Genomic DNA, 21,573 nt, shown 5'->3' with positions numbered 1-21,573 from the left:
CGACCGCGGTCATCCGCGCCGCCGCAGGGTGTCGTCGACGGCGCCGGCGTCGGACGCCGCGCGCAGCACGGCAAGGCGGGTGAAGCGCTGCTCGAAGTCCTCCCGGGTCAGCCCGTGTTTCCGGTAGGCGTCGGCGAGTTCGAGCGCGCCCTGCTTCACCGTCCACTCGCAGTCGAAGCCGGGTATCGCGGCGCGGAACCGGGCGAAGTCCACCCGGTACGACCGCGGATCGGCACCGTTTTCCCCGGTGATCACCACCTTCGCGCCGGAGACCGCCTCGGCGACCTGCTCGGCGATCTCGGCGACCGTGACGTTGTTGATCTCGCTGCCGATGTTGAACGCCCGGTCGTGCACCGCTTCGCGCGGCGCGGTCAGCGCGGCCGAGAAGGCCCGTGCGATGTCGACCGCGTGCACCAGCGGGCGCCAGGGGGTGCCGTCGGAGAGCACCAACACCTCGCCGGACAGCAGCGCGTGGCCCACCAGGTTGTTCAGCACGATGTCGGCGCGCAGCCGGGGTGAGTAGCCGAAGGCGGTGGCGTTGCGCATGAACACCGGGCTGAAGTCGCCGTCGGCGAGCGCGTGCAGGTCGTCCTCCACCCGCACCTTGGACTCCGCGTACGGCGTCACGGGGCGCAGTGGGGCGTCCTCGGTCACCAGGCCGTCGCCGCCGGCGGCGCCGTACACCGAGCACGTCGACGCGTACAGGAAGCGCCGCACTCCCGCGTCGCGGGCCAGCCGGGCCAGCCGTACGGACGCGTGGTGGTTGATGTCGTACGTGAGTTCCGGCGCCAGCGATCCCAGCGGGTCGTTGGACAGCGCGGCCAGGTGGATCACGGCGTCCGCTCCGGCCACGTGTTCGGCCGTGACGTCGCGCAGGTCCACCCGGTGTCCCTGCGGGTCCGCGGGCGGCGGGCCGAGGACGCAGTCGGCGAACAGGCCGGCGTCGAGGCCGACGACCTCGTGCCCGGCGGCCGCGAGGACCGGGGCCATCACGGTGCCCAGGTAGCCCTGATGTCCGGTCAGTAGTACGCGCACTGTTCATTCCCCCAGGTTGAGCGTGAGTTTGGTGACGGCGAACGCCTCGGCGTAGCGCGCGTGGCTTTCGATACCGCGGATCCGGGCAAGGCCGAGGAAGGCCTCCCGGTCGTACCAGGGCCGGTGCCGCTGCGAGGGGTAGTGCTCCTGAAGCAGCCGCACCTTCTGTTCGGCGATCTCCGGTGACAGCGGCTGGTACGCCGCCGGACGGCCGAGATCGCCGTCCCACTTGACGATCTCGTAGCCGAGCACGAGGTGGTCGCGGAATGCGGTGGGTATCAGCTTCGCCAGGCCGCGGTGGTCCTGGTGCGCGTCCTCGGTACGCGGGGCCAGCACGAGATCAGGCTCGGTCCGCTCGCGCAGCTCCTCGACCGCGGCCTTGGCCTCCTCCCAGTGGGCGGGCAGCCGGCCGTCCGGCAGCTTGAGCACGGTCAGGCGCAGGTCGGCGCCCGGGCAGAAGGCGGCGAGCGCGGCCTGCTCCTCCTGCTCCCGCTCGCTGCCACCGCCGGAGAGCACCAGCGCGTCGACGCGGGTACCGGGGTGCGCGAGGCACATCGTCAGCAGCGTGCCGCCGGCGCCGATGGCGATGTCGTCGCAGTGCGCGCCCACCGCGACGATCCGGTCAAGGCGCCCGGCCCCGAGCCGGATCACGCGGTCCCCACTCTCGCGGCGTCCCGTTCCCAGACGGCCCACGGGCGGTCGCCGCGGGCGTAGGCGGCGTCGAGTGCGGCCTTCTCCTTCACGGTGTCGGTCGGCTTCCAGAAGCCGCGGTGCTGATGTGCCACCAACCGCCCTTGCTTGGCGAGTTGGGCGCATCCGTCGGCGACCAGGTCCCCGTTCTCCGGTATGTGGTCGAAGACCTCCTGGCGGAGTACGAAGTAGCCGCCGTTCTCCCACAGCGGCATGTCGCTCACCGCGGTGATGCCCCCCACCAGGCCGTCCTCGCCCAGGTCCACGCAGTGGAACGAGGACTGCGGCGGCACCACCATCATCGACGCACCGGCGTCGCGCAGGGCGAACCGGTCGATCATCACCGGCAGCGGGGCGTCGGTGAGCACGTCGGCGTAGTTGGCGAGGAACATCTCGTCGCCGTCCAGGTGGTGGCGCACCCGGCGCAGCCGCTCCCCGATCGGTGACTCGATGCCGGTCTGCGCGAACGTGATCGTCCAGTCCGAGATGTCGGTGGACAGCAGCTCGGTCCGCCCGCCTCTGAGCACGAAGTCGTTGGACGTCGTCTCCTCGTAGTTGAGGAAGAAGTCCTTGATGTGGTGGGCCCCGTACCCGAGGCAGAGGATGAACTCCGTGTGCCCGAAGTGCGCGTAGTAGCGCATGACGTGCCAGATCAGCGGTCGCGGGCCGACCATCGCCATCGGCTTGGGCACGTCGTCGGCGGTTCCGTTGCGCATCCGCATCCCGTAACCGCCGCAGAACAGAACGACCTTCATGACTTCACCTCGACAATGCTCAGTTCCGGGATGGGAAAGACCAGTCGGCCGCCCCACTCGTGCACGAAGGACAGCTGCTCGGCCAGCTCGGCGCGCAGGTTCCACGGCAGGACGAGGACGTAGTCCGGTTTGTCGGCGGCCATCTGCTCGGGCGGCAGGATCGGGATGCGGGTGCCCGGGGTGAACCTGCCGTGCTTGTAGGGGTTGCGGTCGACCGTGTACGGGAGCAGGTCGGGCCGGATGCCGCAGTGGTTGAGCAGGGTGTTGCCCTTGCCCGGTGCGCCGTAGCCGACGACCGTCTCGCCGCGCTCGGCCGCTGTGATGAGGAACTTGAGGAGGTCCCGGCGCACCTTGGCCACCCGGGCGGAGAACTCGGTGTACCCGGACAGTTCCTGGAGCCCGGCGGCCTTCTCCCGGGCCAGTACGTCGGCCACCCGCCCGGCTGGTTCGCCTGCCGCCTCGGTGGGCCGGGCCCACAGCCGGATGGAGCCGCCGTGCGTGGGCAGCAACTCGACGTCCACGAGCGCGAGTCCGCCGCCGGCGAGGGCCCGGGTCGCGGACGCGACCGTGTAGTACTGGAAGTGCTCGTGGTAGATCGTGTCGTACTGGTTCTCCTCGATCAGGGTCAGCAGGTGCTGCACCTCGATGGAGACCCAGCCGTCGTCGGCGACCAGGGCGCGCAGCCCCTCGGTGAACCCGACGACGTCGGGGATGTGCGCGTACACGTTGTTGGCCACGACCAGGTCCGCCGGGCCGTGCTCGGCGCGGACGGCCGATCCGGTGTCCGGGGACAGGAACTCCGTGAGCGTGGGCACACCCGCGTCCCGCGCCGCCGCACCGACGTTCACCGACGGCTCGATGCCGAGGCAGCGGATCCCCCGGTCCACCACGTGCTTCAGCAAGTACCCGTCGTTGCTGGCCACTTCGACCACGAAGGCGTCGGGGCCGAGACCCACCCTCTGTGCGGCGTCGGCGACGAAGGTACGCGCGTGCTCCACCCAGGAGGTCGAGTACGAGGAGAAGTACGCGTACTCCTTGAACGTCTCCTCCGGCGTGATCAGCGGAGGGATCTGCGCGAGCCAGCAGTCGGTGCAGACCCGCAGGTGCAGCGGGTACGCAGGCTCCGGCTGGTCCAGTTGGTCGGCGGCGAGAAAACTCTCACACGGCGGGGTCGCCCCCAGATCGACGACGCTCGCCAGCGTCGCCGAGCCGCAGAGTCGGCATCGTGTCATCTACTGTCCCCATCCCCCCTGTTCGCGTGGGTGTCCCCGCCGCGAGCCAGTACTGACCGACCCGCGATCGCGGTGCGGTACTCATCCACCAGGCGCTCAAGGCCGACGGCCGGGCTGAAACCCTGCTCGTAACGGCGCCGGGCCGCCTGGCCCATCTCCTGGTTGCGGGCCTGCTCGGCCGCGATCCGGCGTATGCAGGACGCGAGCGAGGCGGCCTCGCCCGGCTGGTGCAGCAGCCCGGTCACCCCGTCCTCGACGAGTTCGACGAAGGCGCCGTGGCCGGCGGCGACGGTCGGCACCCCTGCCGCCATCGCCTCGACGACCACCAGGCCGAACGCCTCCAGCCACGTCGAGGGAGCCACCACGGCGACCGACCGCGCGATGGCCTGTCGGCACTGGGCCGGGTCGTACAGGCCGACGTACCGCACGTCGTCCCGGCCCACCGCCCAGGCGGTCACCTCTCGCTCCAGCGGCCCCGTGCCGGCGATCACGAGCGGCACGCCCACACCGCCGCTCGCCGCGATCTCGTCCCACGCGGCCATGAGCAGGCGCACGCCCTTGGCCTCCGCGAGCCGGCCGAGATAGAGCAGATGCTCTCCGGTGCCCTCTCGGCGGACGCCCGGCTCCGGCACGAAGTTGTGCTTCACCGCCAGCCGCTCGGCGGGCATGCCGGACCGCACCAGGACGTCGCGCTGCGCCGCGGAGATGCAGAAGAACCGCTCCACGCCGGACCACCACCGCCGCCGGTTGACCGACAGGCTGACCGCGAGCGGCACCGTCGCAAGGCGGGAGTTCCGGTAGCAGCCGTGCCGGACGGCGGGCAGTGGTGCGGAGCCGACGCACTCGGTGCACGGCCGGCCGTCCCGCTGGAGCGTGCCGGGAGGGCAGACCTGGGTGTAGTTGTGCAGCGTGGCCACGGCGGGCACGCCGGCGTCGGCGCAGGCGGCCAGGACCGCGGGCGACAGGAGAGGGAAGACGTTGTGGACGTGCACCACATCCGGCCGCTCGGTGCGAAGCCGGGCGGCGAGTTCCTTGCGGACCGCCGGGTTCCACGGCACCAGGAGCGGCACCGCAACCTTGCCGAGCAGGGACCGGGCGGCGATGTCGTCGCTGCGCCGCTCGAACACCTCGACCCGATGGCCGGCCGTGCGCAGCAGTTCCACCTCCTGGTCGACGACCTTGTTCTCGCCGCTCGGCTGTGCCGAGTTGTAGCGGTTGTGCACCACGAGAACGTGCATGCTCAGGTCACCTCCGATTTCCGGGCCCATCGCGGGATGTGCCGTCGAGGGGCTTCGGACGTCGAGAGGGGCGTGGCCGCGGCAGGTGCCGCGAGGAGCGAGGCGGCCAGGGCCAGATGCAGCAGATACGGCGAGGCGTCGCCGAGGCCGGCCTCGGTGTACGACGCGATCGCGCAGTAACTGATCAGGAAGATCGCGCAGGCCCGCTGGAGCGACGGTGGCCGCAGCAGTGCGACGCCGCCCAGCACGATGATGATCGCCGCCACCAAAGTGACGCCGATCAGACCCTGTTCCTGGTAGACGGCCAGCCAGCTGTTGTCGATCGGCAGCCCACCGAACGACTTGTCGCCCAGGCCCATGCCGAACACCTTCTCCCCGGCCGTACGGGGCGCTGCCAGCAGGGCGTCCCAGACCTTGGCCCGGCCGGTGAGGCTGGTGAGGTACTCCTGGCTCTGTCCGCGCAGGAACCACGCCCGTAGCGCGGAGGCGAACCCCACCGCGGCCACCACGCCGCACAGCACCGCCCAGGTGAAGAACCGGCGGGCGGCGGCGCTGGTCAGGATGAGCGAGCCGATCGCCAACGCCAGCCCGATGAACATGCCGAGCGTGGCCGTCCGGGTATGGGTCAGCGCGAGCAGGACGAATGACGGCACGATGACGACCGCCGCGCCGGCCCTGTCGATCCGTCGGCCCACTACGAGCAGCACGGTGAGCCCGATGATCACCGCGGCGTACTGTCCGATCTGCGGCGGGGGGAGCGGCCACAGCGCGCCGACCAGCCGCCCGCCATAGAGCTCGGGCAGGGCCGCGCCCGGTGAGATGACCAGGCCGGCGGCCACCGACCCGAGCACCGCGAAGTACATCCGGATGTGGTGCCGTACGAACGTCAGGCTGCCGTCCCACCAGCGGCTGAGCAGCCACAGCGTGCCGATGAAGAGAGCCAGCCGGGCGCAGCGGAACAGCGCGCCGAACCCGGACTCCAGGTTCACGCTGGAGATCACGCTCGGCACCAGCAGCAGGGTGAGCAGGAGCACGAAGGCACTGGGTCGGATGCGGAGCCGGAGATTGACCGAGAGCGCCAGCGCGAACGCGGCGACCAGCGCGCCCATGGTGACCATCTGGATGAGGGAACGGGGCAGCGGGATGATCGTCTTCGCCCCGGCAGAGCCGAGCGTGTTGAGGACCAGCAGCCCCCAGACGATGCCGACGATCTTCGGTGTGCCGGCCGGGCGCGGTTCGGCGCCGGGCCGGGTGCCCGCCGTGTCCGGTCCGCCCGGCAGCGCACCGCGCAGCAGGTCTCCGCCCATCTCAACCACCGGCCCGAGGGTCGAGGGTGCTGTCGGCGTCCTGCTGGTAGGGCGTGCCCTGCCACTGCCCGAAGTCGAGCACCTGGCTCTGGTCCTGGGCGACGAACTGCCAAGGCCCGAGGTAGACGTTGTCGTGCCAGCGGTTGTGCTGCTTCTCGGTGATCGCCTCAGCCACCCGCTCGCCCTGGTACGGCGACCAGTCCGGATAGGTGCCGTAGTTGGCGAGGACCGCCATGCGGTCGCACTTCTCCGTGCACTTGACGACGGACTTGTCCAGCACGAAGCGGTTGTCGTGGATGTCCACCCGCTGGGTCTTCCAACGGCAGTCGGCGTACAGCGGCGGCTTGGCGATCGCCGGCCTCGCGCAGCTGTCGGTGTCCCGCACCAGCAAGGTGCAGTCACCGGACGAGGTGTTGGCCGGGCTGTTGCAGAACCGGTCGGCGTTCTCCCACAGGGTGATCCCGGACCAGTTGTTCTCCAGCACGTTCCGGTAGACCTCGATCTTGTCGGTACGCGCTTTGACCCGTGGTTCGCCGCCGGACTCGGACAGATAGACGGTCGCGTACGGGAAGTTGTCGCCGCGCTCGGCTTCCCTGCGGCCCTCGACCCAGTTGTTCCGCCGGATCGTGTTCTTCCTGATGACCGCGTTGTAGCTGGTCTCGTAGATCAGCGCGGCGCCGTCGTTGTCCTCGATCACGTTGTTCTCGATGCGGAAGTCGTTGTTGTTGGTGTCCGCCCACAATCCGGTTCCGCGGTTGTCGTGCACCCAGTTGCCGCGTACGTCGGCGCCGTTGACGGCCCAGAACTTGATGCCTCCGGTGCAGCCGCAGCCCTCCCGCCGCCGCTCCCAGTCGCCGGTGTTGTTGCCCACGATCTCGTTGCCCTCGACCACCAGGCCGGTGATGCGGCCCTTGGCCTGGTACGCGTTCATGCCGTACTGGCCGTTCTCGCGCAGGCAGCTGGCGCGGACCTGCTGACGGGCACCGGCCATCAGCCCGGCGGCGGAGTTGTACTGGATCGTGGCGTGCTCGATCACCCACCCGTCGGCCGAGTCATGGTTGACCACGCCCTCGTCGTGCGGCGCGACGAAACGCTGCACGGTCAGGTAGCGGATGGTGACGTTGCGGGCGCTGCCGCCGAACGCGTACTGGTTCTTCTTCCCGCCGTCGAGCACTGCGCCCGGCGCACCGAGGTAGCGGTCCCCGTCCTTGGGGATGACCTGGGCGTAGCGGTCCGGGTCGAGCCTGTGCTTGCCCGGTCGGAGCCAGAACGTGGTGTTCGGCGGGCTGCTCTCGGTCTTCGCCGCCAGGTCACCGACCACCGCGGGGTCGACGGTCACCGCGCCCGCCGGCGCCTTCGCCGGCCCGGCCGCGGGCTTGGCGCACACCCGGGCCACGGGCGTGGACGGCGCGGCGGTCGGCTTTGCGTCCGGCGTACTCTCGGCGCCCTGCGTGCTCTCACAGCCGGTCGCCGTCAGCAGGGCCAGCGCCAGCGGTGCCGCCGCCAACGCCCAGTGCCGCCTCTTGATCCCCACGCGCCCCCCTAGCCCCGGAACCTGAGCACGGTGGTGAAGCCCTCCGCGCCGTCGGCGAAGCCGGTGCCGACCAGCGTTGTGGTGGGTTCCTTGCGCCCGAAGCCGGCGGAGTACCAGCCCAGCGGCGGGTCACTCTCGCCGCGATGCGCCCGCCAGGACAGCTGCCCGGGCAGGTCGAGCACCGCGGAGCGCTCCTCGCCGTCCCGGGTCCAGCTGAGCACGGCCCGGTTCCCCACCAGGTCCGCGGCGATCGCCGGGCCGAGGTGGAACGCCAGGCTCAGGTCCCGGCGCGGACCGCTCACCTCGTCGACCACCCGCAGTTCCTGGCTCGCGGTGGTCAGCTCCACCCGGCGGCGGTGCACGGAGCGCTGGTAACCGTCGTGCTCGGCGCACCAGCGGGCCACACCCTCTTCGGATGTGTCCGCGGCAATGACGCGGCTGCGGGCCTGCCGGGTCCACAGGAACGGGCCGCCGGAGACGGACTGGTCAGCGCCGTCCAGCTGCACGGTGTTGTGGCCGAGGGTCGAGCGGAAGTACTGCCGCCACTCGGGCTGCCCGTGGTAGCAGTACGTCCCCGGGTCGGCGAGCACGTCGACCCCGTCGTGCCGTACCTCCACGGACAGCGCGTCCGCGTGGGCATGCGCGGCGATGGACAGGAAGCCGTGCGGACCGCCGTCGCAGCGGCACCAGATCTCCCGGTCGCCGGCACGGCCGCGCAGGATGGTCATGCCCGCGTCGGCGAAGTGGGCAGGCCGGCTTGCCGGTCGGGTCACGGCCGGTGCGGTTCCGTCTTTCGCGTACGGCCGGATGAGCGCGGCCAGCAGCGGGGTGCGCACATCGGTGCCGGTCACCGCCGGCCACCAGGCGAGCCGGCCGAACACGGCGTCCCCGGTGGCCAGCAGCGAGGCCCAGCGGTCGGTGCCAGCGCCGTCCAGGACCAGGCCGTGCCCGTCGTCGGCGTCCCCCTGGCGCGGCGGCCGCAACCGGCTGTCCACGATGGCCGCGAGCGCGTCGGTCATCCGCAGCAGCACCAGCCGGATGGACGCGGGGACCGGCACATCGGCGGCGTCCGCCTCGGCCACCGCGGCGAGGCCGAGCTCCAGCACAAGTCCGTGATACTCCGTGGCCAGCTCGCGGTTGAGGCCGGAGCCGAAGGTGTTGCCGCGCAGGTGCCGCTCCAGCGACCGCAGCGCGCCGGCCCGCCAGCGCGCCGAGGAAGGGAACCAACCGAACGCGCAGGCCGCCGCGAACTGCCCGGCGGCCTCGGCGATGACGTGGTTGTTCGCCGAGGAACCCCGGCTGGGGAAGGCGGCCAGCCAGCGCTGGTGGTGCCAGATCTGTTTCAGCGCCACCGGGTTGTCCTCGAAAAGACCGGCCGCGCCCGGCCAGCCGTCGAGCAGCCGGCGGATCCACACCCAGGACAGCAGCCGGATGCCCAGCTCGATGCCGCTGATCCAGTGCACGCCGCGCAGCGGTGGGTTGGCCGCCCACCATGACCGCAGGTGCTCGGCGACCCGCTCGGCGTACCGCTCGTTCCCGGTGACCGCGTAGGCGGCGGCGAGCACGGTGAGGTACTGATGCCGGGACAGCTCCCAGATCTGCTTGATGTCGCCGACCGCGTCCTCGTTCCGGTACGGCACGTCGAAGGCGTACCCCCACGGAGCCCGGCGCCCGGTCTTCGGGTCGCACCACCAGTCCGGGTCGTCCAGGTCGTCGCGTACCACGCCGAAATACTCGGCGTGGCCGTACATCAGCCGGTCCGCCTCGGCGATGAGACGTTTCGCCGCGTCCGGAGGCACCGCGGCGATCGTCCCGGCGGGGAGTACGGCGGTGAACCGGGCGCCGGTCACGCTCGGGCAGTTCGGCCGCGCCGACCGCCACCGCCGCCTGCGCACCGCGTCGCCCGCCCGGCCGCCGACCTCCCGCGGTCCCATCCGGGACAGCCGCCGCAGGTACCAGCCCGCGCTCATGCTCATCGCGCACTCGCCAACGTGACCGGCACGCCGCCCGCCAGGCCGGCCTGCACGGCGAGGGTGGCCGCCGTCGTGGCGACCAGCGACTCCAGCGGCACCGGCATCGGGCCGCCGGTCCGCACGGCCTTGATGAACGCGGCCAGTTCGGCGTTCTGGCCCTTGTCCCGGGCCTTGGGGAGTCGCGAACTGACCCACTTCTTACGGCCGCCCCCTCCGTCCACAAACAGCGAGGCACGGACGAAGTCGTCGAGTCGCAGTACCTTGCCGTCCGCGACCAGGTCCAGCGTCTCCTTGGGGAAGCCGGGTGCGCCGGTGGTGACGTAGCTGATGGTGGCGGTGGATCCGTCCGGGTAGCGCAGTACGACCTGGAGGTCCTCGTTGCCGGACGTGGCGACCGCGTACACCGATTCCGGATCGGCCCCGAGGAGCCAGCTCGCCGTGTCGATGAAGTGTCCGCCCTCGCCGGCGAACCGCGAGCCCTCGGTGCCTTGTTGGAGATACCAGCTGCCGTGCTGGAGCCGGCCCGCGTTGACCAGATAGCGGAGGCTCGCCGGACCGGTCCGGGTGCCGAACCGCTGCCTGGCCTCCCCCAGCAGCGGCGCGAACCGACGGTTGAAGCCCACTTGCAGCCGGTCGTTGCCGGACTCCTCCACCGCCGCGAGTACGCCGGTCAGCTCGTCCTCGGTGAGGGCCAAGGGCTTCTCCACGAACACGGTCTTGCCGGCGAGAAGTGCTCTGCGGGTCAGTTCGGCGTGCGAGCTGTGCCGGGTGACCACGAACACCGCGTCGATGGACTTGTCGCCGAGCACGGCGTCGAGATCGGTGGTCGCCTCGGCGAAGCCGAACTTCCGCTGCGCGTTGGCCGCGGACAGCGCCGTCGTGGTGACGACGGTCGACAGCTCGACGCCGTCGCGCTGGGTCAGGTGCGGCAGCAGCATCGACGTCGCGTAGTTGCCCGCGCCGACGAACGCGAGCCGCACCGGCGTCTGCGCGGACCGGGCCGGGGTGGACGCTCCGCCGCTGCGGCGCACCTGGGGCACGGACACCACCGGGGCCTCCGCCTCTTCCGTGTGTGCGGGGTACCGGAACAGCACGGCCACGGCCTTCAGGTCGCCGTCCTTCAGGCTCTGGTACGTCTCGACGGCGTCATCGAAGTCGGCGATGTGGGAGACCAGGGGCTCCACGTCGACGCGGCCGCGGGCGAGGAGATCGAGGAAGCACGCCAGGTTGCGGCGCTCGGTCCAGCGCACGTAGCCGATCGGGTAGTCGCGCCCGTCGAGCTCGTACTCCGGGTCGTAGCGCCCGGGGCCGTACGAGCGGGAGAAGCGGACGTCGAGTTCCTTCTCGTAGTACGCGTTCCACGGCAGGTCCAGGCGGCACTTGCCGATGTCGACGACCCGGCCGCGGTCCCGGCAGAGCCGGGCGGCCAGCTCGACGGGCTGGTTGCTGCCGCCGCCGGCGGCCAGATACACCTGGTCCACGCCGTGACCGCCGGTGAGTTCGGCGACGGCGGCCTCCACGGCCGCGGACGCGGGATCGCCGCAGGCCGCGGCGCCCACGCGCTCGGCGAGTTCGCAGCGCACCGGGTCGGGGTCGACCCCGACGACGCGGACCCCCGACGCGGTGAGGAGCTGCACCACCAGCTGCCCGATCAGCCCGAGGCCGATGACCAGCGCCACTTCGCCGAGTTGCGGCTCGCCCTGGCGGACGCCCTGCATCGCGATCGACCCGACGGTGCCGAAGGCCGCGTGCCGCGGCGCGAGGCCGTCCGGCACCGGGGCGTAGAGGTTCTTCGGCACCCAGTTCAGCTCGGCGTGCAGCGCGTGCTCGTTGCCGGCGCAGGCCACGAGGTCGCCGACCTTCACATCGTCGATCCCGGAGCCGACCTGCTCGACCACCCCGCACAGCGAGTAGCCCAGCGGCGTGTAGGAGTCCAGCTTGCCCATCACCTTGCGATAGGTGGCGGGCACCCCGTTGGTGGCCACGCTCTGCATGACCTTGGCCACCTGGTCCGGCCGGGAGCGGGCCTTGCCCAGCATCGACATGCCGGCCTCGGACACCTTCATGAGCTCGGTTCCGGTGGATATCAGCGAGTAGGCGGTGCGCACCAGCACACCGCCCGGCTTGCAGCCCGGCGCCGGCACGTCGAGCACCGCCAGCTCGCCGCTCTTGTAGTTCTGCACAACCTGTTTCACCCGAGCTCCTCTTGTTTCCACGCCGTCAAGCCGCTTTGCTCTGGCCGGAGCCAGAGGTCGCGTCGCGATACCAGTACTCGAGCGTCAGCACATGCCACAGATGCTTGGAGAAGTCCCGCTGCCCGGCGGCGTCCTCGGCGACCATCCGCGCCAGCGCGTCGCGGCGCAGGATCCCGGAGTTGACGAGCACGCCGTCGTTGACCACCTCGCGCACCAGCGGTGCCAGATCCCGGCTCATCCAGGCGCGCAGCGGGGCGCTGAACAGGCCCTTGGGCCGGTAGACGATCTCCCGGGGCAGGATCGAGGTGGCCGCCTCCTTGAGGACGGCCTTGCCCTGTCGTCCGACGATCTTGCGATCACCGGGCACGGCGAACGCCGCCTTGACCACCTCGACGTCCACGTACGGCACCCGCACCTCGGTCGAGGCGGCCATGCTGGAGCGGTCCGTGTAGGCGAGGTTCAGGCCCGGCAGGAACATCCGGGCGTCTCCCAGGCACATGCGGTTGACGAAGTCGTCGAGGTCGTTGTCCTCGTAGATGTCCGCATGCTCGGTCAGCACGTCGTCGACCGTCCCGGCCAAGTCCGGGTTGACCAGAGCGAGCAGCTCGTCCTGGTCGTACATGGTGTAGCTGCGCCGGAACGCGGTCTCCTCCGGCAGATCGGCGAAGGAGAGGAACCGTTTCGCGAAGCGCACCGACCGGTACCCCCGGCGGGCCGTGGCGACCGGCAGCCGGTCCACGGCCGCGGACAGTCCGCGCCGCAGGGGCCGCGGGACGCGCTGGTAGCGCAGCGCGAGCAGGTTGGCCAGGTGCTTGCGGTAACCGGCGAACAGCTCGTCGGCGCCCATCCCCGAGAGCATCACCTTGACCCCGGCCTCCCGGGCGGCCTCGCAGATCAGGAACGTGTTGATCGCGGCGGGGTCGCCGATCGGCTCGTCCAGGTGGTGCGTCATCTGCGGCAGCAGGTCGAGCACGTTCGGAGCGATCTCGATCTCGTGCAGGTCGACGCCGAACCGCTCGGCAACCTGGCGGGCATAGCGCAGGTCGTCCGGCATCGCCTCGAACTTGGCGTCCTCGGCGCGGAACCCGATCGTGTAGGCGGAGATCCCGGGGCGGTCGCGGGCCGCCAGCGCGGTCAGCCAGCTGGAGTCGAGGCCGCCGGAGAGGAAGGTCGCCACGGGTACGTCGGAGAGCAGGTGGCGCCGAGTCGACTCCTCGACGATGGCGGCGATATCCGGCTGCTCGCCGGCCCGGGCCCGCTCCCGGCCCTCGGCGGCGACGTCCTTCAGGTACCAGTACCGGCCGCGTTCCACCCGGCCGTCAGGCCGGCACCGCAGCCAGCTCCCCGGTGGGAGCTTCTCCGCTTCGCGGTACGCGCAACGTGAGTCCGGCACCCAGTAGTACAGCAGCGAGGCCACCAGCGCCGCATGGTCCACCTCCAGCGACCCGCCGGTGGCGGCGGCGAGCGCCTTGAGCTCGGAGGCGAACACCAGGCCCTCGCCGCGCCGGAGCAGGAACAGCGGCTTGATGCCCAACTGGTCGCGGGCGAGCACCAGTTCACCGGTTCGCTCGTCGAAGATCCCGAACGCGAACATGCCGCGCAGCCGGGGCAGACAGTCCGTGCCCCAGTGCCGCCAGGCCTCGAGAAGCACCTCGGTGTCGGAGGTGCCGCGGAAGCGCACCCCGGCGGCTGCCAGTTCGGCGCGCAGCTCGGGCGCGTTGTACAGCTCGCCGTTGTACGTCAGGGCGAGGCCGTCCGAGACCATCGGCTGGGCGCCGGTCTCGGACAGGTCGATGATCGCCAGCCGGCGGTGCCCGAGCTGCACTTCGCCGTCACCGACGGGGTGACCGTACCGGCCCGCCCCGTCCGGACCTCGGTGGGCGAGGGTATCGGTGAGCCGGTCGGTCACGACCTTCCCGTCCGGCCATCGGTAAGTACCTGCGATGCCACACATGACCTACCGCGCCTCCTGGTCGTTGTCCGGGACCCGTGCGGCCCACATCGGCTGGCGCTCCGCCGGCCGATGGCCCTCCCCCACTGCCTGAACGGCGTGGGAGGTACCCCCACCGTTCTGCCGGACCACCCGCTCGCTCTGGCCTCGCAGCGCGGTGTGCAGCCCGTTCCACAGCGTGCCGTCGGTCCGGTCACGCGGATCGGGGTCGATCAGCACCACACCGATCACCGGAATGCGCTGGTCCGCGAGCTGCCTCGTCACGGTGTGCAGCCATGCGGCGCTGCCGTGCCCGGCACGCACCACGAGCACGGTCCGGGTGCCGAGGTACTGGAGGTCGGTCCACGCCGTGCCGGGCGCCACCGAGCCGACGCCGAACCGGCGCTCGTGAGGCGACATGGCCTCGGCACGCTCGCCGCTGACCACGGTTGGGGCTCCCGGCTTCGAGCGGCGGCCTGCGAGCTGTGGGCCGGGCAGGCCATCGACGATGACCACCGGCCCGTCCGGCGCCAGTGCCCCGGCGACATCCAGGGCGAGCACGCTCGTGCTGCGGGCGCAGCCCAGTTCCAGCAGCGACACCGGTTCCGCGGAGCCACGTACGGTACGGGCCAGGGACAAGGTGAGCCGTTCGCGTGCCGCCCGGGTCCGTCGGCGCTGCCACAGCCTGCCCGACCGGCGGGGCAGCTCCGCGATGACCGAGGCGCCCAGGTTCGCCGCGATGTCCCGGCGCAGCACGGGGCGGTCCGCCACCACGGTGCCTACGGCGGCCAGCGCGAGCCCGAGGACGAGTCCGAGGACGAGTCCGATGGCCGCATTGGTGACGACGGCCTTGGGCAAGGAGTGCCGCATCGCGCGCGGGGCGTCCACGATCTGCGTGCCGGCGATGACCTTGGGCGTACCGGTGCGCGCTTCCTCGGCACGCTGGTCGAAATCGGCGATCCGCGAGTTGAGTTCCGCCCGGCGGGCGAAGAGCGACTCGATGCTCGCCGACTCCGTCGGGTCGCTCTCCGGCGGTCTGTCCCCGATCTCCTCGTTGACCTGGGCGAGTTCGTCCCGCATGCGGTCACGCTGGTCGCTCAGGGCCTTGGCCTCGGCCTGCGCGGCCTCCTGCATCCGCCGCACGTGGTCCGCGACGAACGCGTCCGCCAACGCCCTGGCCCGGGACACCGCTTCAGCGTCGCTGTCACCTGTCACCTCGATCTGTAGCAGGTTGTTGGTCAAGCCGGTCCCCCGGTAGTCCCGCATGAAGTCCTCCGGGTTTTCCGGGGACTTGAGGGACTGGAGGGCCTTCTCGGCGATCCGCGTGGTCCCGAGCAGCTCTACGTCGGTGCGGATCAGTGTTCCGGTGTCGTTCGGCTGGTCCTCCTCATGCGCGACCAGCACCTTGGTCACCGCGCTAGGCGGCGGCGGCAGCAGGACCGCCACCGCCGCGCCGACCAGCAGCCCCAGCAGCGCCATGGCGTACCAGAGGCGGCGGCGCCTGCGCACCGCCACCACCAGCCCCTGAAGGTCGAAGAGCGGAGCTGCCGACGGCTCCGACGTCGTGCTCGTCGTCACGCTGAACCTCCCGTCGCGTGGCCGCGAACCGCGAGCGCGGGAGTGGCGTTGTCCGGAGGATGGCCGGCGGACCGCGTCGGCTGGGCCGCCCGGACCGTGCCGGCGACGATGAAACCGACGACCTCATGCCTGGCGTCCGCGCACGCCTCGGCGATGCCGGCGAGTTCCTCGGCGGTCCAGCTGCCCGCGCTGAGCACGACCAGGGCACCGGACTCGATGTCGCGGTCCGGCACTGTCGGCCGGTCCACCGAAACCTCCACCACCCGCAACAGTGGATCGCTCTTGGCCTCGGCGACGAGCTGCCCGGCGGCCCGGCGGGCGATCTCGTCGCCGTCCGGTACGACGACCAGCAGCCGCCGGGGGGCCGGCAGCTGGTCCCGGAGGCGAGCGCACACCCGCCGGTAGCGGATCCGCCTGCCGGCCTCGTCGCCGGACCTCTGCGGGGTCGGTACGTCCCACCGGGTGTCGACGCCAAGGAGTCGGCGGATCCGGGCCGGTGGGCCCCCGTCTTCCGACCGGTGCGCGCTCGGTTCACCAAGCACGTCGACGGTGCCGAGGAGCGCCGAGCCCAGCGCCGCGGTGATCTCCGGTTCGGTGCGCAGTCGGCGATTCATCCGTGCGGCGGCGAGATGGCCGATGATCGCGAACAGGAAGAACAGCAGTGCCCCGGCCACGATGAACTGCATCCTCGTCGGCGGGGCCTCGCCGGTCGGCCGGGCGGCCGGCCCCATGACGACCATGCCCGCCTTGCTGTTGGTCGGGTCGGCCTGGTCCAGCTTCGTCATGGCCTCTTCCAGCGAGGTGCGCAGTTTCTCGAGTGAGGTGCGCGCCTGCACGCTCTCCACGGTCTGCCCTGGATCAGCGGCATCGGCCAGGTCGGTGATGCCGCGGTTGGTCTCCTCCACCTTCTTTCGCAGCGCGTCGAGCCCCGTGGTCGCGTCGGTGCTGCCGCCTGCGATCTGCGCGGCGAAGGTGACGAATTGCTGGGCCATTCGGTCGGAGAGCTGCTGCGCGCGCTCCGGGGTGTCGGCCGTACCCGAGATCTTGATGATGTTCCCGTCGGCGGCCTTGGCAGTCACTCTGTCCCGCAGCTCGCTGCCGCTGACGCCCTTCCAGCCGAGATTGGCAGCCGCGCGGTCGACCACCGACGAGCTGGTCGCGATGTCCACTTGAGTCAGCAGCTCGCGCTCTTCCCACTGCCCCGGCAGCAGCACCGAGGCCGACGCCGTGTAGCGCGGCGGGAACAGCAGCACCGAGGCGCCGTAGCCGACGAGTGCGCCCACCACGGTGAGGACGGCGAGAAGCCGCCAGCGCCGGCGGAGAATCCGCCCGATGGTGACCAGGCGGATCGTGTCTTCGTTCAACGCCGCGGCCTCTTCCCTGTTCGGTCCGTCTTGCCCGCCGGCACCGGAGTGCGGTCACCGCAGGCAGCGGCGTAGGCGGCGAGCAGTGACGCCTGCGAGTTGCGCCAGGAAAGCGGTCCGCCGATCCGCTCCTGGCCGATCTTGCCCATCCGGGCCCGCTTCTCCGGATCGTCGAGGAGCAACGCGATGAGCTTGGCGAACTCGGCCTCGTCGTTGGCGGGCGCGTAGAGGGCGGCGTCACCGGCGGAGACTCGCGCCTCCTTCAGGTCGAACGAGACGATCGGCCGGCCCATCGCCATGTACTCCAGGACCTTGTTCATGGTCGACACGTCGTTGAGCGGATTGCGCGGGTCGGGAGAAAGGCACACGTCCGCGGTGGACAGGTAGCGCACCAGATCGGCGTCCGGTATGCGCCCCGTGAACTGCACCTGCTCGGAGAGACCGAGCCGCCGGGACAGCTCCACCATCGCGTCGAAGGCGTCGCCTGCGCCGACGAACACCGCATGCCAGTCGGTCCGCCCCAACTCGTCGCGCAGCTTCGCGAGGGCGCGCAAGGCGTAGTCGACACCGTCCTGCGGGCCCATGACGCCGAGGTAGCACAGCAGATGAGGCTTGCCGCGCTTCAACTCCGGCTCGGGCGGCACCGGTTGGAACCGTTCGATGGCCGGCGCACTGCGCACCACGAACACGTCCTCGGGTCGCTGACCGCCACGGCGTATCGCGACATCCCGGTAGCTCTCGTTCGTGGCGAGCACGACGTCCGCGGCCCGGTAGGTCCGCCGTTCCAGCGCGCACACGGCGCGGTAGAGCAGGTCTTCACCGCGGTCGAACCGGGAGAGGTACAGCTCGGGTACCAGGTCGTGCTGGTCGAAGACGAACCGCGCGCCGCGCCGCTTCAGCCACAGTGCCGGCAGGAACAGCAGGTCGGGCGGGTTGCAGGCGTGGACCACGTCGACCGGGCCGACCTTGCGGGCCAGCCGGGCCGTGTGCCACAACGCCGACCCGTACTCCCGTAGGTAGCCGGCCGGTCCTCCGGTGGCCGCGCGCAACGGGTAGCGGTGGATGCGCACCCCGTCGATCACGGCCTCCGGCTCGGTGTCCCGCTTCTCCCCCCGGGGACAGATGACGTGCACTTCCCAGCCCGCGTCGCGCAGCGTCGTGCACTCCTGCCACACCCGCCGGTCGAACGGCACCGAGAGGTTCTCCACCAGGATCAGCGCGCGCCGGTCCGGCCGGTCACCGCCGACCGTTTCATCAAGAGATGTGTCACCAAGCAAGGCCCACGTACCCCGGTTCGGCCCGCCGCGTCTCGGCGTCGGGAAGGTGGATGAGGTCGACTATCACCGGGCCGTCGCCATGCGGCAGCGCCGCAAGCACGGCCGGATCTCTGGTTCCGACCAGGCACACCTCGGCGTGCTCGAGCACCTCGTCGACGGAGTTCGCGAGCAGCTGCCCGAGGTGCGGCAGCCGGGTCTCGATGTACTCGCGGTTCGCGCCGAGCAGCCGGGAGAGGCTCACGTTGGCGTCGTAGATCTTCAGGTCGTAACCCTTGCCGAAGAGCCGCTCCGCCAGCTCGACGAGCGGGCTCTCGCGGAGGTCGTCGGTGCCGGGTTTGAAGGACAGCCCGAACATTCCCACCCGGCGCTTGCCGGTGCGCTCGACCAGCTCCACCGCGCGCTGTAGATGGGCGGAGTTGGAGGGCAGCACGTGGGCGAGGATGGGCACCGAGATGTCGGCCCGCTGTGCCGCGTGGACCAGGCTGCGCAGGTCCTTGGGCAGGCAGGAGCCGCCGAAGGCGAAGCCGGGCCGCAGGTAGGCGGGGCTGACGTTCAGTTTGCGGTCGGCCAGGAACACGTCCATCACCTGGTGCGAGTCCACCCCGAGCGCCTGGCACACCACGCCCAGTTCGTTCGCGAAGCCGATCTTGAGGCCGTGGAACGCGTTGTCCGCGTACTTGATCGCCTCGGCCGTCGGGATCGGCACCCGGAACACCTCGCCGGGCAGGCCGTCGTACAGCGCCGCCACCGCGTCGCCGCTTGCCGGGTCGAGCTCGCCGATGACGGTTTTGGGCGGGTCGAAGAAGTCCCGCACGCTCGTGCCCTCGCGCAGGAACTCCGGGTTGACCGCGACCCCCAGGTCCACCCCGGCCGTGCCGCCGACGTACTTCTCCAGGATCGGTACCAGCAGGTTCAGGCAGGTGCCCGGGAGCATGGTGCTGCGGAACACGACGGTCTGCCGCCCGCCCCGCTCGGCCAGCGCGGCGCCGATCTGCTCGGTGACCCGCTCCAGATACGTGGTGCACAGGCTGCCGTTGGGCTCCGAAGGCGTGCCCACGCAGACCAGCGACACCTCGCTGCCCATGATCGCCTCGCGGACGTCGTCGGTAGCGCGCAGCGCTCCGGTCCGCACGACCTCGGCGATGAGTTCGCCGATCCGCTCCTCGACCACCGGGGCCTTGCCGTCGTTGACCAGGTCGACCTTCACCTGGTTCACATCGACGCCGATGACCTCGTGACCCATGCTGGCCAGGCACGCGGCCGACACACAGCCCACGTAGCCGAGCCCGAAAACGCTGACCTTCATGATCCGTCCCTCCCCCCAGGCAGGCCTTTCCGGCCTGCGGTTCGCGCGTGCACCGAACGACGCCCCCCGCGCATCAATAGGCCCCCTGCCCGTGGAGCACCGCACGCAGCGTCTTCCACAAGATCACTGCGTCCAGGGCGAGCGACCAGTCCTCCACGTACCGCAGGTCGAGGCGGACCGCCTCCTCCCAGGGCAGGTCGCTGCGTCCGCTGATCTGCCACAGACCGGTGAGCCCGGGCTTGACCAGCAGCCGCCGCCGGATGTCCGGGCCGTACGCGGCGGACTCCTCCGGCAACGGAGGTCGCGGGCCGACGAGCGACATCGATCCGGTGAGCACGTTGAAGAGCTGCGGGAGCTCGTCGATCGAGTACCGGCGCAGCACCGCTCCCACCCGGGTCACCCGCGGATCCCGGTGAAGCTTGAACAGCAGCCCTGCGCCCTCGTTGCGGCCGGCCAGCTCGGCACGTGCCCCGTGAGCCCCGGTGACCATGGTGCGGAACTTGAGAATGGTGAACTCGCGGCCCTTCTTGCCGACCCTGCGCTGTCGGTAGAACGCCCCGCCCGGACTGTCCACCAGCACGAGCAGCGCGACGAAAACCATCAGCGGCGAAAGCAGCATCAGCAGGATCGCCGCGCCCATCCAGTCGACGACCCCTTTGATCGACCGGCGGCCCCCGGTGAAAGTCGGCATGCTGACCCGCAGCAGCGGTATGCCGAGCACCCCGTCGACGTGCAGCCGCGGGCCGGCCACCTCCATCAGCACGGGGGCCACGATCATCTCGGCGTCGCTGCCTTCGAGGTTCCAGGCCAGCCGCTGAAGCCGGTCCGGTGACCAGTGCGGGTCCGATGTGACCGCGACGACGCGGTAACCGTCGCGGCGGACGTGGTGGGCGACGTCCGCCAGCCGGCCGACGACCGGCACTCCGTCCACTTGGTCTCCGTCGAACCCGAGGCCGTCCGTCGTGCACACCGCGTCCACCCGCCAGCCGAGGTGCGGGAACTTGCGGGTTCGGTTGATCAGGTCGCGCACGGTGGCCGGGCTCCCGGCAGCGAGCACCGGTCTCAGGCACCGTCCTTCCTTCCGCTGTCTGTGCAGCTTGAGGCGGAGCAGATAGCGCGCGGTCATGGTGACGAGCGCGATCGCGGGGATCGCGACGAAGATCCAGAGCTTGATGTTGCGCGAGGTGAGGGCGATCCCGCCGAGTGCCAGTACGACGGTCGCCGTGAACAGTGCGCGTCCGAGCCGCCGGAACTCCTCTGCGCCCTGACCGAGCACGGCCGGAGCCCACGACCGGCTCACCGCCAACGCGCCCAGCACCAGCAGCTCGGTGCAGAAGGCGAGAATTCCCCATTTCTCGTGCCAGTTGGCCGCGTCCCGGGCCCCGAAGAAGTTGCCGATCGCCCCCACCACCAAGGCGGTGGCCACGGTATCGCTGATGATCACGGTACGGCGGTACCGCTGCTCCCAGTCATTCACCGACTGGCTGATCGCCCCATTCGCAAGACGCTCGCGCGCCGACGGAAATGGGCCGACTAATCCCCCCTGCCGCACAGAAACCCCCCGGTCCCCAGTGGTACGACGTGGTCGACTGACACCGTTCCTCCCCCCGGGAGGCCCCCGCCCCCCGCACGCTTCCTCCCCTCGGGAGGCCCCCCGCCCCCCCGCACCGCGCTGTCCCTCCCCGCGGGAGGTCCCTCCCCCGCGTGTGCCGTCCCGGCTACTTCAGCGCTACGTGAACAACCCGCCCCGGAACCCGTCGAAACCTCGGGTGCTCCCCGCACCCCAAGCCCCTCTCGGGCTCCAAGAATTGATCACCCCCACGCCTGGCACCGGACACGCAGCTGCTGACTGTCCGTAGCATCGGACCCATGGATCAGCATTTGTCGCCCCGTGTCCCAGCTTGCGAAGCACGGTCAATCTAGACCATCGGGGCCCGTCTGAAGAGAGGGGTGTGTGGAATTTGTGCTCACTATTTGAAGATGAGTCCAGGGACCGGTGAAAGCCCGCGGGCACCTTGCGACGAAGGTGTGCCTTGCGACCTGCGATGACGGGAGTTCTCCGGGGTGCCGGCACCGGCAACCCGGCGGCGTCCCGGCACTGCCAACTGGGCCGCGCGCAGGGCCTGTCCGGCGGGTCTCGCCGGTGAGCACGGGGTGAC

Annotated in this window: 15 protein-coding genes; all 15 read right to left on the bottom strand. The window is 70.9% G+C overall.

The genetic code is table 11. From position 1 onward, the window contains the following. Positions 1-9: 9 nt before the first annotated feature. On the bottom strand, positions 10-1,035 hold the full coding sequence (locus KCH87_RS37660; RefSeq protein ID WP_210592363.1) for an NAD(P)-dependent oxidoreductase: 1,026 nt from the start codon (positions 1,033-1,035) through the stop codon (positions 10-12). Between the two features lie 3 nt (positions 1,036-1,038). After that, entirely contained in the window at positions 1,039-1,686 is a 648-nt protein-coding gene (locus tag KCH87_RS37655) for a PIG-L deacetylase family protein (protein ID WP_210592362.1), read from the bottom strand. Further along, positions 1,683-2,480, bottom strand: a complete 798-nt coding sequence (locus tag KCH87_RS37650; RefSeq protein ID WP_210592361.1) for a glucose-1-phosphate cytidylyltransferase — start codon at positions 2,478-2,480, stop codon at positions 1,683-1,685. The genes KCH87_RS37655 and KCH87_RS37650 overlap by 4 nt, the downstream gene beginning before the upstream one ends. Continuing rightward, positions 2,477-3,712, bottom strand: a complete 1,236-nt coding sequence (locus KCH87_RS37645) for a class I SAM-dependent methyltransferase (protein WP_210592360.1) — start codon at positions 3,710-3,712, stop codon at positions 2,477-2,479. The genes KCH87_RS37650 and KCH87_RS37645 overlap by 4 nt, the downstream gene beginning before the upstream one ends. Next, the gene (locus KCH87_RS37640; protein WP_210592359.1) at positions 3,709-4,950 is read right to left on the bottom strand and encodes a glycosyltransferase; all 1,242 of its coding nucleotides are present in this window, start codon (positions 4,948-4,950) and stop codon (positions 3,709-3,711) included. Before KCH87_RS37640 ends, KCH87_RS37645 begins: the two co-directional genes overlap by 4 nt. Before the next feature lie 2 nt (positions 4,951-4,952). Continuing rightward, the gene (locus KCH87_RS37635) at positions 4,953-6,257 is read right to left on the bottom strand and encodes an O-antigen ligase (protein ID WP_210592468.1); all 1,305 of its coding nucleotides are present in this window, start codon (positions 6,255-6,257) and stop codon (positions 4,953-4,955) included. A gap of 1 nt (position 6,258) precedes the next feature. Next, positions 6,259-7,791: a right-handed parallel beta-helix repeat-containing protein gene (locus tag KCH87_RS37630; RefSeq protein WP_210592358.1), complete on the bottom strand. Its 1,533-nt coding sequence runs from the start codon at positions 7,789-7,791 to the stop codon at positions 6,259-6,261. An 8-nt stretch (positions 7,792-7,799) separates the two neighbouring features. Further along, positions 7,800-9,767 (bottom strand): alginate lyase family protein, encoded by a 1,968-nt coding sequence (locus tag KCH87_RS37625; RefSeq protein ID WP_210592357.1) that lies wholly within the window; start codon positions 9,765-9,767, stop codon positions 7,800-7,802. Beyond that, complete coding sequence (locus KCH87_RS37620) at positions 9,764-11,959, bottom strand: bi-domain-containing oxidoreductase (protein ID WP_210592356.1); 2,196 nt, start codon at positions 11,957-11,959, stop codon at positions 9,764-9,766. The genes KCH87_RS37625 and KCH87_RS37620 overlap by 4 nt, the downstream gene beginning before the upstream one ends. A gap of 25 nt (positions 11,960-11,984) precedes the next feature. Beyond that, complete coding sequence (gene asnB / locus KCH87_RS37615; RefSeq protein ID WP_210592355.1) at positions 11,985-13,913, bottom strand: asparagine synthase (glutamine-hydrolyzing); 1,929 nt, start codon at positions 13,911-13,913, stop codon at positions 11,985-11,987. Between the two features lie 3 nt (positions 13,914-13,916). After that, entirely contained in the window at positions 13,917-15,467 is a 1,551-nt protein-coding gene (locus tag KCH87_RS37610; RefSeq protein ID WP_210592354.1) for a Wzz/FepE/Etk N-terminal domain-containing protein, read from the bottom strand. Then, on the bottom strand, positions 15,464-16,831 hold the full coding sequence (locus tag KCH87_RS37605) for a Wzz/FepE/Etk N-terminal domain-containing protein (RefSeq protein WP_210592353.1): 1,368 nt from the start codon (positions 16,829-16,831) through the stop codon (positions 15,464-15,466). Before KCH87_RS37605 ends, KCH87_RS37610 begins: the two co-directional genes overlap by 4 nt. Continuing rightward, positions 16,828-18,108, bottom strand: coding sequence for a glycosyltransferase family 4 protein (locus tag KCH87_RS37600; protein ID WP_210592352.1), 1,281 nt, complete (start codon positions 18,106-18,108; stop codon positions 16,828-16,830). The genes KCH87_RS37605 and KCH87_RS37600 overlap by 4 nt, the downstream gene beginning before the upstream one ends. Beyond that, a complete protein-coding gene (locus KCH87_RS37595) occupies positions 18,098-19,414 on the bottom strand; it encodes a nucleotide sugar dehydrogenase (RefSeq protein WP_210592351.1) in 1,317 nt (438 codons plus the stop codon). Before KCH87_RS37595 ends, KCH87_RS37600 begins: the two co-directional genes overlap by 11 nt. Before the next feature lie 73 nt (positions 19,415-19,487). Then, positions 19,488-20,966: a sugar transferase gene (locus KCH87_RS37590; RefSeq protein WP_210592350.1), complete on the bottom strand. Its 1,479-nt coding sequence runs from the start codon at positions 20,964-20,966 to the stop codon at positions 19,488-19,490. Positions 20,967-21,573 lie beyond the last annotated feature (607 nt).

This window comes from Streptomyces sp. GESEQ-35, from assembly GCF_017948485.1.
Taxonomy (GTDB): Bacteria; Actinomycetota; Actinomycetes; order Streptomycetales; family Streptomycetaceae; genus Streptomyces.
This window is presented reverse-complemented; position numbering and strand designations above follow the sequence as displayed.